This window comes from Stenotrophomonas sp. SbOxS2 (assembly GCF_013416715.1).
GTDB lineage: Bacteria > Pseudomonadota > Gammaproteobacteria > Xanthomonadales > Xanthomonadaceae > Stenotrophomonas > Stenotrophomonas lactitubi.
The window spans coordinates 302,620-320,902 of the sequence record NZ_JAAVXD010000002.1 but is presented as its reverse complement, the minus strand read 5'-3'; the positions used below and the strand labels follow the sequence as shown (position 1 = coordinate 320,902).

At 67.6% G+C, this 18,283-nt stretch carries 12 protein-coding genes; 8 read left to right on the top strand and 4 right to left on the bottom strand.

All coding sequences use genetic code 11. The features are described from left to right. Nucleotides 1–145 precede the first annotated feature (145 nt). The 4 genes from HFK18_RS04590 to HFK18_RS04575 all read left to right on the top strand — a co-directional run bounded on the left by HFK18_RS04590 (nt 146) and on the right by HFK18_RS04575 (nt 5,230). Nucleotides 146–970, top strand: coding sequence for a serine protease (locus HFK18_RS04590; protein WP_180164688.1), 825 nt, complete (start codon nt 146–148; stop codon nt 968–970). Nucleotides 971–1,287: 317 nt separating this feature from the next. Then, nucleotides 1,288–2,241: a hypothetical protein gene (locus HFK18_RS04585; RefSeq protein ID WP_180164686.1), complete on the top strand. Its 954-nt coding sequence runs from the start codon at nt 1,288–1,290 to the stop codon at nt 2,239–2,241. After that, nucleotides 2,241–4,877 carry a glycerol-3-phosphate 1-O-acyltransferase PlsB gene (plsB, locus tag HFK18_RS04580; protein WP_099819471.1) on the top strand — a complete coding sequence of 879 codons (2,637 nt, stop codon included), beginning with the start codon at nt 2,241–2,243 and terminating at the stop codon, nt 4,875–4,877. Before HFK18_RS04585 ends, plsB begins: the two co-directional genes overlap by 1 nt. Beyond that, the gene (locus tag HFK18_RS04575) at nt 4,874–5,230 is read left to right on the top strand and encodes a hypothetical protein (protein WP_180164683.1); all 357 of its coding nucleotides are present in this window, start codon (nt 4,874–4,876) and stop codon (nt 5,228–5,230) included. Before plsB ends, HFK18_RS04575 begins: the two co-directional genes overlap by 4 nt. A gap of 140 nt (nt 5,231–5,370) precedes the next feature. On the opposite strand, the gene HFK18_RS21765 is transcribed toward HFK18_RS04575, so the two are convergent. Further along, on the bottom strand, nt 5,371–5,574 hold the full coding sequence (locus HFK18_RS21765; protein WP_093820272.1) for a DUF465 domain-containing protein: 204 nt from the start codon (nt 5,572–5,574) through the stop codon (nt 5,371–5,373). 90 nt (nt 5,575–5,664) lie between these two features. Between HFK18_RS21765 and ttcA the strand changes: the two genes are divergently transcribed. The 3 genes from ttcA to HFK18_RS04555 are packed head-to-tail and all read left to right on the top strand — an operon-like array spanning nt 5,665 to nt 8,342. Continuing rightward, entirely contained in the window at nt 5,665–6,561 is an 897-nt protein-coding gene (ttcA, locus tag HFK18_RS04565; RefSeq protein ID WP_099819473.1) for a tRNA 2-thiocytidine(32) synthetase TtcA, read from the top strand. A 36-nt stretch (nt 6,562–6,597) separates the two neighbouring features. Beyond that, nucleotides 6,598–7,503 carry a recombination-associated protein RdgC gene (locus HFK18_RS04560; protein ID WP_089241793.1) on the top strand — a complete coding sequence of 302 codons (906 nt, stop codon included), beginning with the start codon at nt 6,598–6,600 and terminating at the stop codon, nt 7,501–7,503. Nucleotides 7,504–7,562: 59 nt separating this feature from the next. After that, entirely contained in the window at nt 7,563–8,342 is a 780-nt protein-coding gene (locus HFK18_RS04555) for a SprT family zinc-dependent metalloprotease (protein ID WP_180164681.1), read from the top strand. A 416-nt stretch (nt 8,343–8,758) separates the two neighbouring features. On the opposite strand, the gene HFK18_RS04550 is transcribed toward HFK18_RS04555, so the two are convergent. Next, the gene (locus tag HFK18_RS04550) at nt 8,759–9,628 is read right to left on the bottom strand and encodes a methylglyoxal synthase (protein WP_180164679.1); all 870 of its coding nucleotides are present in this window, start codon (nt 9,626–9,628) and stop codon (nt 8,759–8,761) included. Between the two features lie 154 nt (nt 9,629–9,782). Between HFK18_RS04550 and HFK18_RS04545 the strand changes: the two genes are divergently transcribed. After that, a complete protein-coding gene (locus tag HFK18_RS04545) occupies nt 9,783–12,215 on the top strand; it encodes a response regulator (protein ID WP_257216072.1) in 2,433 nt (810 codons plus the stop codon). Here HFK18_RS04545 and HFK18_RS04540 read toward each other — a convergent pair. Beyond that, complete coding sequence (locus HFK18_RS04540) at nt 12,201–13,646, bottom strand: FAD-dependent oxidoreductase (protein ID WP_180164675.1); 1,446 nt, start codon at nt 13,644–13,646, stop codon at nt 12,201–12,203. The genes HFK18_RS04545 and HFK18_RS04540 overlap by 15 nt on opposite strands. Before the next feature lie 28 nt (nt 13,647–13,674). Beyond that, complete coding sequence (gene gltB, locus HFK18_RS04535; RefSeq protein ID WP_180164673.1) at nt 13,675–18,129, bottom strand: glutamate synthase large subunit; 4,455 nt, start codon at nt 18,127–18,129, stop codon at nt 13,675–13,677. Nucleotides 18,130–18,283 lie beyond the last annotated feature (154 nt).

Here is an 18,283-nt window from a genome sequence, read left to right as displayed (position 1 = left end):
GTCTGTTGCCCTGACGCACCCGACCCCAGCCCGGGAAACTGTGCGCCACATCGCGCTGCGCGGGTGGAGCGACCTCTATCAATCGATGCACCAGCACGGACCGCGGCCGTGCCGGTTCCAACCATCGATAGAGGAATACACGGATATGTATCGCAGCACCTCTTTGCTGTTCGGCAGCCTGTTGGCCGCCGCAATCACCTTTCCCGCTGCGGCGGCACCCCAGCCCCGCGAAGCGCCGCGCATCATCGGCGGCGAGGCCGCCAGGCCCGGTGACTACCCGTTCATGGTCAGCATCCAGCGCCTGTCGTACGGCGACAGTGACCATGGTCGCCACTGGTGTGGTGCCACACTGATTTCCCCCTCATGGGTGCTGACGGCCTCGCACTGCGTGGAGGGTGATCGTCCCGGTGATCTGGCCGTGCTGGGCGGCGTCACCGCGTTGTCCACCGAGCCATCGGCACGCGCATCCAACGTCAAGGCCATCCATGTCCATCCGGCGTTCAACAGCGGCAATTTGCTGGAGCATGACGTCGCCCTGATCCACCTGAGTGCGCCGTTGGCCGATGCGCAGCCGGTGGCGCTGCGGTTGCGACCCGATGCCAGCTATCTCAAACCGGGCCGGGAGTTCACGGTGATCGGCTGGGGCGACACCGATATCACTGACGGGCGGGTCTATCCCACCCAGCTGCAGACGGTGCAGACCCCGTTCGTGCCCTTCGCCAAATGCCAGCAGGCGTATGCGGGCGAGCTGGCACGCGGCAAGGTCATCTGCGCCGGCCGCGAGGGGGTCGACAGCTGCCAGGGTGATTCCGGCGGTCCGCTGCTGCTGCGCCTGCGCGAGGGCTGGACCCAGTTCGGTGTCGTCAGCTGGGGCGAAGGCTGCGCGCTGGCCGGCTACCCCGGCGTTTATGCCCGAATCGCCGAAAAACATGCCGTAGATTTCATAGAAGCGGTCTGGCAACGCGATTGATTCAATAAAATCAATGGGTTGAATGATGTTTTGTCATGTGTTGCGTTAACTTTGCGGGCAGCGTAGGATCGCCGCCATCCGGTCTTCGGGCCGGACATGCGCCACAACACTGTCCACCGGCCTTGCGCCGGTTTGAAGAGTCTGCGATCCCTGTGATCCGGGCTCTTTTTTTTGTCCGTCCGGTGCGGGCAGGACCCGTCGGCGCATGTCGTGAATCCACCACGCAGCGCAGGCCATGGCGGAAACCGTGACGCCCCGGCTTGCCGCTGTCACGTCGCAGGCCGCAAGATGCGGACCGGTCCGGGGAGTCCGATTGCATGAGCGTTGTAGTGCGAGGAAGGTCTGCGCGGGGATGGGGGCTGGTGGCCATGCTGCTGCTGGCCATCGCCGCGTGTCGTGAATCCGGCAGCGATCCGGCCGCCGCGCCGGCCGAGCCTGTCGCCGCGGTACAGGCGATGGCGCAACGGCTGGCCGAGGACGATCTGATCGGCTACGCAAAACTGTCGGTGCCGTCCAGCCAGTATCAGCGCCTGCAGCAGGCCTGGGCCGATGGCCACAGCCAGTGGCCGCTGACGGGGCTGCCGCTCGGCGACCAGTTGCTGCCGATGCTGGCGGCGCTGCGTGAGCCCGGCGCCAGCGCGCAGCTGCAGCGCAGTTTCGACCGCCAGCTGGCCGGACAGGCCCGCGCCGTACGCCAGGCCGCGCAGTCGATGGGCAACTTCGGCGTGCAGTACCTGCGGCACCAGAAGGGCTACACGCCTGGCCAGCAGGCGCATTACATCCAGCTGGTGCAGACCCTGGCGGCCTGGGCCCAGGACGCGCCCATCAGCGACCGCGCCAGGGCCCGCAGCAGCATCGCGGCCCTCGTCGGTGCCGCCGCCAAGGTCGGTTTCCAGGACGATGCCGGCCTTCAGGCCGCGGGCATGGAAGGCAGCCTGCAGCAGCTGGCGCCGTTCATCCACACCGTCAAGGCCGTGCTGGCCAGCTATGGCCTGGGCGTGGACGAGGCGCTGCGCAGCGTGCGTGGTGAGCTGCTGTCGGTGGAGGGCGACAACGCCCTGGTACGCCTGCAGTACGAGCTTGCCGGCCGCGCGATGACCGTGCAGGTGCCGCTGAGCCGGCGCGAGGGCCATTGGTACCTGACCCGCACCCTGGCCGATACCGACGCCCTGTTGCGCCAGGCCGATGCCGCCCGCGCCGCCGCCGCGCCAGAGCCTGTACCCGCCCCCGCAACCGATGGGGAAGCGGCAACGCCATCGGCTAAGCCATAATGACGTCGATGTCGAAACAGAACCCGCTGCCGTTCCCCGGCGAAGAATCCCAGCCGACGCCCGCCGACACGGCGCCGGCGTCCCCCTCGACCGACGCCGGCACGCCGCCAGCGGCGACGCCCGTGCACGCGCGTCCTGCCGGCCGCCGCCCGCTGTGGGCGCGCCTGCTCGGGCGCCTGGTGGAGCCCTGGCTGTCGCTGAAGATCGAGCCGGAAGACCCGGGCCAGTACAACGATGGCCGCCCGGTCATGTACGTGCTGGAAGACTACGGCCTGTCCAACGCGCTGATCCTGGACAAGGCCTGCCGCCAGGCCGGCCTGCCGTCGCCGCTGGTGCCGCTGGCCGGTGACCCCACTGGCCGCAAGCGCGCCTACCTGGCCCTGTCGCGCCGCAGCTCCAGCAACTCGCTGATTCCCGAGCAGCGCGGCGCCAAGACCCATTCCGATTCGCTGGCCAAGGTCCTGCAGGCCCATCGCGTGCGCGACGACCTGGATGTGCACCTGGTGCCGGTATCGATCTTCGTCGGCCGCGCCCCGGACAAGCAGAGCGGCTGGTTCGCCGTGCTGTTCTCGGAAAACTGGGCGCTGGTCGGCCGTTTCCGCCGCCTGCTCGGCCTGCTGCTGAACGGCCGCAACACCATCGTCCGCTTCGCACCGCCGATCTCGCTGCGCTCGACCATCGACGAGGGCCTGGAGCCCGAGCGTACGGTGCGCAAGCTGCAGCGCGTGCTGCGTACCCATTTCCGCCGCATCCGCGAGTCGGTGATTGGTCCTGACCTGTCGACCCGGCGCCTGCTGGTGGACCAGGTGCTGGCCGCCGAGACGGTGCGCGAAGCGATCGCCTCCCAGGCCAAGCGCGACAACAGCAAAACCAGTGATGCCTGGAAGAAGGCGCACGCCTACGCCTGGGAAATCGCCGCGGACTATTCCAGCCCGGTGGTGCGCTCGGCAAGCTTCATGCTCAGCCACGTGTGGAACCGCATCTACGCCGGCGTGCTGGTGCACCACCTGGACAAGTTCAAGGCTGCTGCACCGGGCCACGAAGTGGTCTACGTGCCCAGCCACCGCAGCCACATGGACTACCTGCTGCTGTCCTACCTGCTGTACGACCGCGGTATCGTGCCGCCGCACATCGTGGCCGGCATCAACCTGAACCTGCCGGTGGTCGGCACCCTGCTGCGCAAGGGCGGTGCGTTCTTCATCCGCCGTTCGATCCGTGGCAACGCGCTGTACTCGGCGGTGCTCAGCGAATACGTCGCGCAGCTGGTCGCAGGCGGCTACTCCATCGAGTACTTCGTCGAGGGCGGGCGCTCGCGTACCGGTCGCCTGCTGCAGCCCAAGGGCGGCATGATCTCGATGACCCTGCGCGCGTTCCTGCGCCAGCCGCGCAAGCCGGTGCTGTTCCAGCCCATCTACATCGGCTACGAGAAGCTGATGGAGGGCGGCAGCTACCTGGATGAACTGTCGGGGCGGCCGAAGGAAAAGGAATCGATCTGGCAGCTGCTGTGGGGCATCCCCAAGGTGCTCAAGCAGAACTACGGCCAGGTGGTGGTGAACTTCGGCGAACCGATCGCGCTGAACGATGTATTGGCCGAGAAGGCCCCGGAGTGGGGTGGCGAGGCGGTGTCCGAGGACGAGAAGCCCTCGTGGCTGTCGACCACCGTCGACACCCTGGCCGAGCGCATCCAGGTGCGCATCAACGGCGCGGCCGACGTCAATCCGATCAACCTGCTGGCGCTGGCCCTGCTGTCCACGCCCAAGCATGCGATGGGCGAGGCCGACCTGATCGCGCAGATCGAGCTGTGCAAGACCCTGCTGGTGGAGATGCCGTATTCGGGCCGGGTGACGGTGACCCCGCATTCGCCGGAGCGGATCATCGCCCACGCCGAAGAGATCAACGTCCTTACCCGCATCAAGCACCCGCTGGGCGACGTGCTCAGCGTCAGCGGCGATACCGCGGTGCTGCTGAGCTACTTCCGCAACAACGTGGTGCACCTGTTCACCGCGTCGTCGTGGGTGGCCTGCTGCTTCCAGAACAACCGCCGCATGAGCCGCACCGGCCTGGTCCAGCTGGGCCGCACGGTGTACCCGTTCCTGCAGGCCGAACTGTTCCTGCCCTGGACCGAGGACGAGTTCGCCCAGCGCATCGACCAGACCATCGACGTGTTCGTGCGTGAGGGCCTGCTGCAGAACGTCAACGAAGACGACGGCGGCATCCTTGCGCGCAACACCGGGCAGACCGACGAAGTGTTCCGCCTGCGTGCGATCGGCCATTCGCTGCAGCAGGCGTTCGAGCGCTATTACATCGCCATTTCGGTGCTGGTGAAGAACGGCCCGGGCACGCTCGGCGCCGCCGAACTGGAAAGCCTGTGCCAGCAGGCCGCGCAGCGCCTGAGCCTGCTCTATGCGCCGGCCGCGCCGGAATTCTTCGACAAGTCGCTGTTCCGCGGCTTCATCCAGAAGCTGCGCGAGCTGCGCCTGGTGTGGCCGGACGAGAACAGCAAGCTGCTGTTCGACGAGCGCCTGGACGCCTGGGCCAAGGATGCCAAGTTCATCCTCGGCCGCGAACTGCGCCACACCATCGAACGGGTCAGCCCGGAAGCAGCGCGCCCGGACGAACCGGCACCGCAGGATTGAACCTGCGGCGCCTGTCGGGCCTGGCCGCGTTGATCGCGGCCGCAGGCCTCGCGGTTGCTTCAGTGCAGGCTGCAGAGGCCTGTGTGGACGATACCCTGCCGGGGCGACTGGCCGATGCGCCGGTGCGCCTGTGTATCGAGGCAAAGACCGGGCAACCGGCGCACTACCGTCTGTGGCTGGCTGGCGAGGTGCGTATCAGCGGTGATGAACCCGCCGCTCGGCAGGGTCTTGGCGGTGACTGGTACGGCCATCCGCTGTGGCTGCGCTGCACCGGTGCCGGCAACCTGCGCCACTGCGATCTGACCGTGGACGGCGAGGCGGCCTGGAATGCGGAGCTGGTGCTGCCGCGTTGAAGCAGGCCGCATCCACGCATGGCGTGGATCTACTGGGACATCCCGGCATGGCGTGGATCCATAGGTTTGCGGGTCGCTACCGGACTTCGGGGCGGACGTGGGGCTGCAGTAGATCCACGCCATGCGTGGATGGGCCACCGTTACGCCGGCTCGTCCGGAATCTGCAGGCTTTCCAGCTTGGTGATGCAGTCCTTCAACTGCAGCTTGCGCCGCTTCAGGCGTTTGAACTCCAGCTCATCTTCGCCGTTGGCGGCCATGCGCGCGATCTGTTCATCCAGCGACCGGTGCTCGGCACGCAGGGCGACGAGGCGTTCGACGATTTCGGCGGGGTTGTAGGTGTCCACGGTCTCCGAGCATACACAGCGACGATGACTGCCGGGAGAGGGGAATCCCGACCCCGGGTCCAGGCTGCCGCAAGCCGGTAGAATGGAGCCATGTCCGCCGTGATCTCCCTGCCCGATCCCCCGCAGCGCGCTTCGCGCGATCCGCGCGTGGCCGGGCACCGGGCGGATAAGCTGGGCAAGCACCTGCGCCGCCAGGTCGGCCAGGCCATCGCCGACTTCGGCATGATCGAAGCGGGCGACAAGGTCATGGTCTGCCTGTCCGGCGGCAAGGACAGCTACACCCTGCTGGACCTGCTGCTGCAGCTGCAGAAAAAGGCGCCGGTGCCGTTCGAGCTGGTAGCGGTGAACCTGGACCAGAAACAGCCCGGTTTCCCCGAGCACGTCCTGCCGGAGTACCTGGCCGGGCTGGGCGTGCCGTACCAGATCATCGAGCAGGACACGTATTCGGTGGTCAGCCGGGTCATCCCGGAAGGCCGGACGATGTGTTCGCTGTGCTCGCGCCTGCGCCGTGGCGCGCTGTACAACCACGCCAAGGTGCATGGCTTCAGCAAGATCGCCCTGGGTCATCATTGCGATGACGTGGTGGCTACGTTCTTCCTGAACCTGTTCCACCATGCCAAGCTGGCCGCCATGCCACCGAAGCTGCTCAGCGACGATGGACAGCACGTGGTGATCCGCCCGCTGGCGTACGTGCGCGAGCACGACATCGCGCAGTACGCGCAGGCCCGCCGCTTCCCGATCATTCCCTGCACCCTGTGCGGCAGCCAGGAAAACCTGCAGCGTCGGCAGGTCGGCCTGATGCTCAAGCAGTGGGACCAGGATCATCCCGGGCGCATCGAACAGATCGCACGTGCGATGGCCGACGTGCGACCTGCGCAGCTGGCCGATGCGGCCCTGTTCGATTTCATGGCCCTGGGCCGCCGTGGTGATGCGGCGCATGCCGATGCCTGGCTGGCCGACGCAGTTCCCGAGACGCCTGCCGTTTAAGGTCGGGCGCCCTTCTTCTTCAGACACCGGAATTCCATGTTCTTTCGCAACCTGACGTTCTTCCGCTTCCCGACCTCCACTGATTTTTCCGAAGTCGATACCCTGCTGCCGCACGCCCTGCTCAAGCCGGTCGGCGCGCTGGAAATGAACTCGCGTGGTTTCATCTCGCCGTTCGGCCGCGAAGAGAAGGAAGCCCTCTCGCACCGCATTGCCGAACACCTGTGGCTGACCGTCGGTGGCGAGGACAAGATCCTGCCCGGCGCGGTGGTCAACGACCTGCTCGAGCGCAAGCTGGAAGAGATCGAAGAGAAGGAAGGCCGCCGCCCCGGTGGCCGCGAGCGCAAGCGCATGAAGGACGACCTGCTGCATGAACTGCTGCCGCGCGCCTTCGTGAAGTCCTCGCGCAACGACGCCTTCATCGACCAGCTGCACGGCTACGTGGTGGTGGATACCTCCAGCCGCAAGACCGGCGAATACTTCATGTCCGATATCCGTGGCCTGCTCGGCAGCTTCCCGGCAATGCCGCTGAACGCCGAAGTCGCGCCGCGTTCGATCCTGACCGGCTGGATCGCCGGCGAGCCCCTGCCCACCGGCTTCAGCCTGGGCGAAGAGTGCGAGATGAAGGATCCGGTGGAGGGCGGCGCGGTGGTCAAGTGCCAGCACCAGGAACTGCGCTGCGACGAGATCGACAAGCACCTGGACGCCGGCAAGCAGGTGACCAAGCTGGCCCTGGTGTTCGAGGACAACCTGTCCTTCGTGCTGGGCGACGACCTGATCGTGCGCAAGCTGAAGTTCCTGGACGGCGCGCTGGACCAGCTGGAGCACGCGGACGAAGACGGCCGCCGTGCCGAGTTCGACGCCCGCTTCGCCCTGCAGAGCGCGGAGATCCGTCGCCTGTTCCTGCTGCTTGAAGAAGCCTTCAAGCTCAGCAAGGCTGACTGAACAGGCAGGCCGTCGGCCGCCGGTCATCCGGCGGCCCCGCACGGCGCTATGCTGGGACCATGAGCCGTCTGCTGCGCCGCCTGATCTCGCCGGTCCCTCCCGCCACCGTACAGCGCGACACCGTTCGCCTGCGGCTGGAGGATGTCGAGATCGAGGTACTGCGCGTGCGCGATCCGCGCGCGCGCCGGATCAAGCTCAGCGTCGATGAGCGCGGTGCACGACTGACATTGCCACCGCGCGCCAGCCTGGTGATGGGCGAGCGCTTCCTCGAACAGCATCGTGACTGGCTGGGCCTGCAGCTGCGCCTTTACCAGGGGCATGGACTGCCCGCCGCGTTGCAGCCAGGTGTCGACGGTGTGCTGCCGCTGCGCGGCGAACTGTTGCCGCTGCGCTGGCAGGAAGGCCGCTACGCACGACTGGAAATCGACGAACACGGCGCCTGCGTGCAATGGCCGAGCCGTGGCGGCGACGCGACCCTGCGCCGCCTGCTGCGCGAGTTCTACGAAGCACAGACCCGCGCCGATGTCGGCCGCTGGCTGCCGAAGTACCTGCCCGGCCTGCCGCGCGCGCCCAGCCGCCTGCGCTTGAAGGTGATGTCCTCGCAATGGGGCTCGCTGGCCCCCGACGGCAGCATGGCGTTGGATCTGGCACTGGTACTGGGCAGCCCCGCCGCGTTCGAGTACGTGCTGGTGCACGAACTCTGCCACCTGATCCAGGCCAACCACTCGCCGGCGTTCTGGCACGAAGTGGAACAACGCTTCCCCGACTGGCGCGCGCAGCGCGACTATTTCCAGCTGGAAGGGCGACGCCTCAAGGCCATGCTCCGGCAACTGCTGTAGCGCTGTGATTTTGTAGAGCCGAGCCATGCTCGGCTATCGCGCGCGGCGCGGATGTTCAGCCACCGCGACCAAGAGCAGCCGAGCATGGCTATGCCGGTCGTCCTGACCGGCACCCTCCGGGCCGTCGCAAGCGACGTTGGCAGCGGCTCCTGCCGCTACCTTCGGCACTACAAAAGCGCGCGCAGCGCGCGACCCGCTTGGCTCCTGCTCTTCTTTTTCTCTTCCGTGGTGAGCACGGAAACTGTCCGTGGCCGGGCGGGGTGGATTGCGCAGGGGCGTGAGCCGCATGGATGCGGCGACCGAGCTTACATGGACGTACTTGCAGCGACCCCTGCGCAATCCACCTCGCCCGGCCAAACCCTGGCAATCCAGCTCTACGCCCCCACCACGAGGGGCTCAGCCGTTGGCCGAAAACCTCATCGACCCACGCGCAATGCCGCCGCCTCCGCCCATCGCGCCGCCACCCGCGGAGCAGTGATGCACACCGCCTGATCGGTCACCGTGGTCACCGCCCGCTCCAGCAGCTGGATGTCCGCTTCATGCTGGCGCGCCACATGCGGATCCTCGAAGAAGATCGCGCGCTGGCAACGACCTTCCAGCACACGGTCGGCAATCTGCGCATCGCCGCCCATCGGGCCGCTCTGGTAACGCGTCACCCACGCCGTATCCGCGGGCCAGCCGCGGCTCCAGGCCAGCTCATTCAAGCGCTGGCCGGTGGTGCCGGTGGCTACGCGTTCGCCGAAGCGCGCCAGTACGTCGAAGTGTTCGTCGGCGAACGCCAGCATCGCCGGCTTCATCGCATCGTGCGCGATCAACGCCAGCGTCTGCCCTTCGAACGCATGCAGGTCGTCGGCGCCGGCATCGGCGGCCAGGCCAGCATGGACGCGCTCCACCTCGATCCAGTCGCGGGCGGTGGCCACGGTGGAAATGAACGGCTTGCCGTGGATCACGCACTGGCGCTTGAGCGCGGTCGCCTCGGGGAACACCGAGGAAGGATCCACCGGATCCATCAGATAGACCGCACCGTCCAGCGTACGCTCGGCGCCCATGCCCACCACTTCGGCCACCAGCTTCATCAACCCGCCTTCGCGACCGTACGGATAGCGCTGCAGGCCGTCGTAACCGGCAAGGAAACCGTTGCGCTGGATCGCATCGTGGGTACGTCCGACCGCACACAGCGTCACGCCCAGTTCGCGCAGCCCGGGTTCGCTGGCGCGCAGCCAGCGGAACAGTGCCGCGCGCGCGTCGTTGTGATGGAGACGGTTGGCGGCCAGGCCGATGCGCATCGAAAGCTCCGGGATCGGTAGAAGCGGCAGTGTATGTCGCTATTGACGGTTTCGGAGGGTTTTACAAATTTCCTCATTGTTGCTGGGAAGCGCGTCGCTAGCGTGACGGGAGGTCGTACCGCGATGCGGCCATGCCCCTGCCTGCGACATGAGGATGTCCACCGTGAATGTCGCTGGCCCGTTGGCCCGCATCGTCGCCCTGTCGCTGTTGTCAGCACAGGCCTGGGCCGGACAGTGCGAAGGCCCCATCCTGCTTGCCTACCCCGCTGACCGCGCACCGTTGTCATCCAGTCTGGACGACACGCCACAGGGCCTGGTGGCCGCCTACCTGGCGCTGCTGCAGGAGCAGTACCCCACGCTGCGCGCCACACCGGTCGCGGCGACGGCGCTGGCCGCCGGCGCGCTGCCTGCCGGGACCCAGGCCGTGCTTGGCTGGCCGCGTGCGCAGAAGCCGAAAGGCTGGATGGCCAGCGTGCCCTACCTGCAGGTGCCGCAGGTGATCGTGCGACGCCCCGACGCGCTGCCGATCATCGGCCTCGACGGACTGCACGGCCGCGGCGTGGCCAGCCCCGACATCGTGCCACTTGCCCGGATGCTGGAGGAGTCGGGTGCGGCCGTGCCGCTGCTGCAGGTGGCGACATTGGACACGGCACTGCGGCTGCTGAGCAGCGGCCAGGTCGATGCGGTGGTGGGCAACCTGGTGGACGTGGAAGCCACGCTGCGCAATCAGCCGGGCGACGCGCTGGACGTGGCAGCGCCGGCCGGCTTCAGCGATGCACTGGTATTGGCCGCACTGCCGGCGTGCGCGCATCTGGTGGCCCGCTTCAACCAGCTGCAGGCAGGCATGACACAGGAGCAGCGCGAGGCATTGCGGGCACGCTGGATCGTGACGTCCCCTCGTCGCGGCCACGCGCCGGTGTCGCCCCTGCGCGGGTCGATCGCTGTGCTGCTGGTGCTGCTGACGATGGGCCTGGTGTATGCGTTCGGCTACTGGCGGCTGCACCGCGAAGGCCTGCGCAGGCAGGCCCTGGAACAGCGCCTGCAGGACGTCACCGCCAACCTGCCGGCGGTGGTGTACCGGGCGCGGCGCAGCAGCACCGGCGAGTACAGCGTTCCCCATATTGCCGGCGACGTGCACGCGCTGTTCGGGATCAGCGTGGATACCGCGCGGGTCGACCATGGCAGTCTGCTGGCCGCAGTCCATCCGCAGGACCGCCGCTCGGTGCTGGCCTGCGTCGACGCCGCCGCACTGGTGCGCGGGCCCATCGACATCACTTTCCGCACGCGCGGCCCCAACGGCTGGCGCTGGGTACGTTCGCACGGGCGACCGATTGCCTGCAGCGACAGCGGCGTGGAATGGAGCGGATACTGGATGGATGTCACCGAGGCGCGCGCACGTACGCAGGCGTTGAACGATGCCCGGCGTGACGCGGAGCAGGATGCCGCCGCGAAGACCCATTTCCTGGCCACCATGAGCCACGAGATCCGCACGCCGATGAGCACGCTGCTGGGGATGCTGGAGTGCCTGGGCAGCGGCGCACTGGATGCGCGCCAGCGCCAGGTACTGGCGACCATCGATGATGCCGCGCAGATGCTGCGACAGATCCTCGATGACGTGCTGCACAGCCAACGCCTGCAGTCGGGGCCACGGTCACCGCAGTGCCTGCCCACCGATCTGGCCGGACTGCTGCGGGCGGTGCAGCGCCTGCTGGCTCCGGTGGCGGCAAGCAAAGGTCTGCATCTGCGCTGCGAGGTGGATCCCGCGCTGCAGCGTGGGTCGTTGGCCGATGCGCTGCGCCTGCGCCAGATCCTGTTCAACCTGGCGGGCAATGCGCTGAAATTCACCCTGCAGGGCGGGGTGGACCTGCAGGTGCGGGTGCTGCAGCAGCGTGAGCATGGCCAGCAGCTGCGGCTGCAGGTGACCGACACCGGCGTGGGCATCAGCCGCGAGCGCCAGCGGGCGGTGTTCGCAGCGTTTACCCAGGCCGATGCCTCCACCACCCGGCGCTTCGGCGGCAGCGGCCTGGGCCTGGCGATCTGCCGGGACCTTGCGGCGTCGATGGGCGGGCAACTGCACCTGTGCAGCACGCCGGGCGCGGGCACCACGGTGTGGCTGGACCTGTACCTGCCGGCCTGTGAGGCGCCGTCGGTGGAGCATCGTGATGATGCGGCTGGCCTGCCAGCGTTGCCGCCGGTGCGGGTACTGGTTGCCGAAGACCATCCCACCAATCTGCAGCTGCTGGTCCAGCGCCTGCGGGAGCTGGGCCTGCAGGTGCACGCCACCGCCAGTGGCGAGCAGGCCTGGCAGGCGTGGCAGACGCAACCGTTCGCGCTGGTCATCACCGATTGCCACATGCCGGGCATGGACGGCTTTGCGCTGGCCCGCGCGATCCGCGCCGATCCACGGGCCGACGCGGCGCAGGTGCCGATCATCGCGTTGACCGCCAGCGTGCTCGACAGTACCCGTCAGGCCTGCCTCGACGCTGGCATCGATCGTTTCATCGCCAAGCCGGTCGAGCGCGACGCACTGCACGCCACGCTCGCCGCGGTGCTGACACCGCTGGCCGGTCTGTCAGTGCGCCAGTAGCCGGACGATGCTGGCGGCGGCGTCGCGACCTTCGGCCACCGCGGTCACCACCAGGTCGGCACCACGCACCGCGTCGCCACCGGCGAACAGGCGCGGATGGGCAGTCTGGAAGGGCAGCTTGCCCTTGCCACCAGCAAGGATGCGGCCATTGGCCTGGCCTTCCACGCCGTGCTCGGCCAGCCACGACGGCACGCTGGGCGAGAAGCCGAACGCGATGATCACCACGTCCGCTTCCAGCAGCGACTCGCTGCCCTCGATCTGCACCGCGTTCTGGCGGCCGTTGGCATCGGGTTCGCCCAGACGCGTCTCGATGACCGTCACCCCGATCACCTCGTCATCGGCGCCGGCTTCGATCGACAGCGGCTGGCGGTTGAACAGGAAGCGCACGCCTTCCTCGCGTGCATTGGCCACTTCGCGCGCGCTGCCCGGCATGTTGGCTTCGTCGCGGCGGTAGGCGCAGGTGACCTTGGCGGCACCCAGTCGCACCGCACTGCGGACGCAGTCCATGCCGGTGTCGCCACCGCCGAGGACCACCACGCGCTTCCCATTGAGGTCGGGCAGGGCGATCTGGTCTTCCCAGCCGGCGATCGGCCGGCCCTGCGGATCATCGCCGCCGACGATGCGGCTGTTCTGCACCAGGAACGGCAGTGCCGGCAGCACGCCCTTCAGGTCCTGGCCGTCGAGGCCACCATCGGTGTAGCGGTAGGCGCCGGTACCGACGAATACCGCATCATGGCTGTCCAGCAACTGCTGCAGGCTGATGTCGCGGCCGATCTCCACACCGAGGCGGAACTGCACGCCCATGCCTTCGAGCACGTCGCGGCGGCGGCGGATCACGTCCTTGTCCAGCTTGAAGCTGGGGATGCCGAACTGCAGCAGGCCACCGACCTGCTCGTAGCGGTCGTAGACCACCGCGGTGATGCCGGCATGCGCCAGGCGGTCGGCACAGGCCAGGCCTGCGGGGCCGGCACCGATCACGGCCACCGTGTGGCCGGTGGGCTGCACCGCGGTCATATCCGGCCGCCAGCCGGTGGCCAGTGCCGTGTCGACGATGTACTTCTCCACCGCGCCGATGGTGACTGCGCCAAACTCCTCCAGCGTGCAGCTGCCTTCGCACAGGCGATCCTGCGGGCACACCCGGCCGCACACTTCCGGCAACGGGTTGGTGCTGTGGCACAGCGTGGCCGCTTCGTGGATGCGGTTTTCCTGCACCAGCTGCAGCCATTGCGGAATGGCGTTGTGCACCGGGCACTTCCAGCTGCAGTACGGGTTGCCGCAGTCCAGGCAACGTCCGGCCTGGTACTGCGCGTCTTCCTTGCCGAACTTTCCGTACAGCTCACCCCAGTCGCCGGAGGTGCGCAGCTCAACCGGGATGCGCTGCGGCATGGTCCGGGGCAGGTCGAGGAACTGGAAGGCGTGCTTGCGGCTCATGATCGTCTCGGCAGTGCGGTGCGCGCGCTCACGCGGCGCGTCGCAGGGTTTCGGTCAGCGACTCGATGCTGGCGGCCTTGGGTTTGACCAGCCAGAACTTGCCGATGTAATCGCGGAATTCGTCCATGATCTGCTGCGCCCAGATGCTGCCGGTCAGCTCGCGATGACGACCGATCAGGCGGTGCAGGTGCTGGCGGTAGTTCTCGAAACCTTCGGCGGACACGCGATGGATGTCGATCAGCTCGTGGTTGTAGCGGTCGACGAAATCGCGGTCCACGTCCAGCACGTAGGCCAGGCCGCCGGTGAAGCCGGCGCCGAAGTTGAGGCCGACCTTGCCCAGCACCAGCACCACGCCGTCGGTCATGTACTCGCAGCAGTGATCGCCTGCGCCTTCCACCACCGCCAGTGCGCCGGAGTTGCGCACGGCGAAACGTTCACCGGCGCGGCCGGCGGCGAACAGCTCGCCACCGGTGGCGCCGTACAGGCAGGTGTTGCCGATGATCGCGGTGCTGCGTGCCTCGAAGCGTGCGCCACGCGGCGGTCGCACCACCAGGCGGCCACCGGCCATGCCCTTGCCGACGTAGTCATTGGCTTCACCTTCCACTTCCAGATGCAGACCGCCGACGTTGAAGGCACCGAAGCTCTGCCCGGCGCTGCCACGGAAGCGCAGTTCCAGCGGCGATTCGGCCATGCCCTGGTTGCCGTGCGCGCGTGCCACCGCCCCGGCCAGGCGGGTGCCGATGCTGCGGTCGGTGTTGTGGATCAGGAAGCGGTGTTCGCCGCCGCGCTTGTGCTCGATGGCCTCGGCCAGCAGGCCGTCCATCTGCGTGGCCAGGCTGTCCGGTGATTCGTACAGGCGCTGTGCGGCGCAGTGGCTGCCCGGGTAACTGGCGTCGGCCAGCAGCCGCGACAGATCCACGCGCACGTCTTCGCGTGGCGAGACCTCAAGCTGGCGCAGCAGGTCGGTACGGCCGACGATCTCCTGCAGCGAGCGTGCGCCCAGCACCGACAGCCAGCCGCGCACTTCCTCGGCCAGCAGGCGGAAGAAGTTCTCCACGCGCTCGGGTTGGCCGGTGAAGTGGTTCTCGCGCAGGCGCTCGTCCTGGGTGGCCACGCCGGTGGCGCAGTTGTTGAGGTGGCAGATGCGCAGGTACTTGCAGCCCAGCACGATCATCGGCGCGGTGCCGAAACCGAAGCTGTCCGCACCCAGCAGCGCGGCTTTGACCACATCCAGGCCGGTCTTCAGGCCGCCGTCGGTCTGCAGCAGGGTGCGCCCGCGCAGGTCGTTGGCCACCAGCGCCTGGTGCGCCTCGGCGATGCCCAGTTCCCACGGCACGCCGGCATAGCGGATCGAGCTGACCGGTGAAGCACCGGTGCCGCCGTCGTGGCCGGAAATGGTGATGAGGTCGGCACCGGCCTTGACCACGCCGGCAGCGATCGTGCCTACACCGGCATGGCTGACCAGCTTCACCGACACCAGCGCGGTCGGGTTGACCTGCTTGAGGTCGTAGATCAGCTGCGCCAGATCTTCGATGGAGTAGATGTCGTGGTGTGGCGGCGGCGAGATCAGGCCGATGCCGGGCTTGGCATAGCGCAGGCGCGCAATCAGTTCATTGACCTTGTGCCCGGGCAGCTGACCGCCTTCGCCGGGCTTGGCGCCCTGGGCGACCTTGATCTGCAGCACTTCGGCATTGACCAGGTATTCGGCAGTGACGCCGAAGCGGCCCGAGGCCACCTGCTTGATCTTGCTGCGCTTGTCGGTGCCATAGCGCGCCGGGTCTTCGCCACCTTCGCCAGAATTGCTGCGGCCGCCGAGGCGGTTCATCGCAATCGCCAGCGCTTCATGTGCCTCCGGTGAGAGCGCACCGAGGCTGATCGCTGCGGTATCGAAGCGCGGGAACAGCTCGCTGGCCGGGGCCACCTCGTCCAGTGGCGTCGGCGTCGCCGCCGGCACCAGCTGCAGCAGGTCGCGCAACGCCGAGGGCGGGCGCGCATGCACGGCATCGCAGTACTGCTGCCACGCACGCGGGTCTCCGCTGCGCGCCGCGCGCTGCAGGGTGGTCACCACGTCCGGGTTGTACATGTGGTATTCGCCGCCGTGCACATACTTCAGCAGGCCGCCGACATCCACGCCCTGCTGTGCATCCCAGGCCTGCGCGCACAGTTCACGTGCATCGGCATCCAGGCGTGCGAAACCGGCGCCACCGATGCGCGAGGCGGTATCGGGGAAGCACAGGTCCACGACCTCCGGTTCCAGCCCGATGATCTCGAACAGCTGCGCACCGCGATAGCTGGCCACGGTGCAGATGCCCATCTTCGAGATGATCTTCGACAGGCCCTTGTAGATGCCCTTGCGGTAGCGGCGGCCGATCTGCGACTGCTCGCCGCCCTTGCTGAGCTTGAGGATGCCGCGACGACCCAGGTCGAACAGGGTCTGGTAGGCCAGGTACGGGTATACCGCCGTGGCACCGAAGCCGAGCAGGCAGGCCATGTGGTGCGCATCGCGCGCGCTGCCGGTCTCGACGATCAGGTTGACGTCGCAGCGCAGGCCCAGGCGCGACAGGTGGTGGTGGACCGCACTGGTGGCCAGCAACGCATGCACCATCGGCCGCCCGGCCACCGGGTAGCGGTCGGACAGCAGCAGCATCACCATGCCATCGCGCGCGGCCTGTTCGGCTTCGGCGCAGATGCGTTCGATGCCTGCACGCAGGCCTTCCTCTTCGCTGTAGGACAGGTCGAGCAGGCGGTTGGCCTGCACGTACTGGTCCATCTTCAGCAGCTGGCGCAGCTTGCGCTGGCTCAGCACCGGCGAATTGAGGATGACGTGGTTCACCGTCTCCGGGCCGGCATGGAAGATGTTGGTCTCCTTGCCGAGCTGGGTGGACAGGGACATCGCGCAGTCTTCGCGCAGCGGGTCGATCGGCGGGTTGGTGACCTGCGCGAAGGCCTGGCGGAAGTAGTCGTACAGCGGACGGCTGCGCTGGCTGAGCACGGCCATCGGCGTGTCATCGCCCATCGAGCCGGTGGCTTCCTGTTCGGTCTCGGCCAGCGGCCGCAGCACCTGCTCCACTTCCTCGCTGCTGAGCTGATACAGCTTGTGGTAACTGCGCAGGGTGCTTTCGTCGAACGGTTCCTCCACCAGCGAGGGATCGATCAGTTCGGTCTGCAGGTAGGTGACGCCCTGCTGCAGCCACTGCTTGTATGGTGCACGGCCGCGGTTGATGCGATCGATGGCTTCCGAATCGAGCAGGTCACCGCGCTTGAGGTCGATGGCGATCATCTCGCCCGGACCGAGCTTGCCCTTGCGCACCACGCGCTCGGTCGGTACTTCCCACACACCTGCTTCGGAGGCGACCAGGAAGTGGCGATCGGCGGTCAGCATCCAGCGCGCCGGGCGCAGGCCGTTGCGGTCGAGGGTACACACGGCGTAGCGGCTGTCGCAGGCAACGATGCCGGCCGGGCCGTCCCACGGTTCACTGTTGAGGCCGTGGAATTCGTAGAACGCAGCCAGGTCCGGGTCCTTGAATTCCAGCGACTGCGTTGCCGGTGGCACCAGGATGCGCAGGGCCTGGATCAGTTCCATGCCCGCAGACACCATCAGTTCCAGCATGTTGTCCAGGCTCTGCGAATCCGAGCCGTGCATGGAGATGACCGGGTCGAATTCGCCGATATCGAAGCGCGGCGTCTTCCACACCTTGCTGCGTGCCTGCGCCCACCGCCGGTTGCCTTCGATGGTGTTGATCTCGCCGTTGTGGGCGAGCATCCGGAAGGGGTGTGCCAGTGGCCAGCGCGGCAGCGTATTGGTGGAGAAGCGCTGATGGAACACGATGGCGCTGGAGGCCAGTTCGCGACGCTGCAGGTCCGGGAAGAAGCGGCTGAGCTTGTCCGGCAGCACCATGCCCTTGTAGCTGATGGCATTGGGGCTGAGCGTGGTGACGTAGTAGTCGGCGTGCGCACGCAGCAGCTGTTCGCTGCGGCGACGGGCCAGGAACAGGGCCAGGCCGAAACCGGCGTCATCCTGGCCCACGCCGGCATCGACGAACACCTGTTCGATGCGCGGCAGGGTATCGCGCGCCAGTTGCCCGCAGACGCTGTCGTCGGTCGGTACCTCGCGCCAGCCGGCCACCTTGCAACCCACCGCCTCGATCTGCTGCTGCAGCTGTGTGCGGCACGCCTGCGCAGCGTCGGCGTCGTGCGGCAGGAACACCAGGCCGGCAGTGAAGCGCGCGCCGACGGCGATGCCCGCTTCGCTGGCCAGCAGTTTCAGGAACACATCGGGGCGGCGCAGCAGCAGGCCGCAGCCATCACCGGTCAGCCCGTCGGCGGCGACACCACCCCGGTGGGTCATGCGCGAAAGCGCGGCGATGGCGGTATCGACCAGCAGGCGCGAAGGCTGGTCGTCGAGCTGGGCGACCATGCCAAATCCACAGGCATCGCGCTCGGAGCGCGGGTCGTAAAGCCCTTGGCGGTTGCGGGGGGCCATCTCTACCTCGATGCGTAATGAAATGAGCAGGGACACTCGTGCCCGCTCACTCCCTGGAGCGCATCATGAGGCCACCGGATGCCTCGACTAGATCACAGGTTGCTGCAACGCCGCAATACACGGTTGCAGCCGCAACCAAAGCGCCGGCAAACGC

Excerpts from the sequence above, each read along its gene's own strand:
- HFK18_RS04590 (WP_180164688.1), top strand. The coding sequence starts at position 146 with ATGTATCGCAGCACCTCTTTGCTGTTCGGCAGCCTGTTGGCCGCCGCA.
- HFK18_RS04585 (WP_180164686.1), top strand. The coding sequence starts at position 1,288 with ATGAGCGTTGTAGTGCGAGGAAGGTCTGCGCGGGGATGGGGGCTGGTG.
- plsB (WP_099819471.1), top strand. The coding sequence starts at position 2,241 with ATGACGTCGATGTCGAAACAGAACCCGCTGCCGTTCCCCGGCGAAGAA.
- ttcA (WP_099819473.1), top strand. The coding sequence starts at position 5,665 with ATGTCCGCCGTGATCTCCCTGCCCGATCCCCCGCAGCGCGCTTCGCGC.
- HFK18_RS04560 (WP_089241793.1), top strand. The coding sequence starts at position 6,598 with ATGTTCTTTCGCAACCTGACGTTCTTCCGCTTCCCGACCTCCACTGAT.
- HFK18_RS04555 (WP_180164681.1), top strand. The coding sequence starts at position 7,563 with ATGAGCCGTCTGCTGCGCCGCCTGATCTCGCCGGTCCCTCCCGCCACC.
- HFK18_RS04550 (WP_180164679.1), bottom strand. The coding sequence starts at position 9,628 with ATGCGCATCGGCCTGGCCGCCAACCGTCTCCATCACAACGACGCGCGC.
- HFK18_RS04545 (WP_257216072.1), top strand. The coding sequence starts at position 9,783 with ATGTCCACCGTGAATGTCGCTGGCCCGTTGGCCCGCATCGTCGCCCTG.
- HFK18_RS04540 (WP_180164675.1), bottom strand. The coding sequence starts at position 13,646 with ATGAGCCGCAAGCACGCCTTCCAGTTCCTCGACCTGCCCCGGACCATG.
- gltB (WP_180164673.1), bottom strand. The coding sequence starts at position 18,129 with ATGGCCCCCCGCAACCGCCAAGGGCTTTACGACCCGCGCTCCGAGCGC.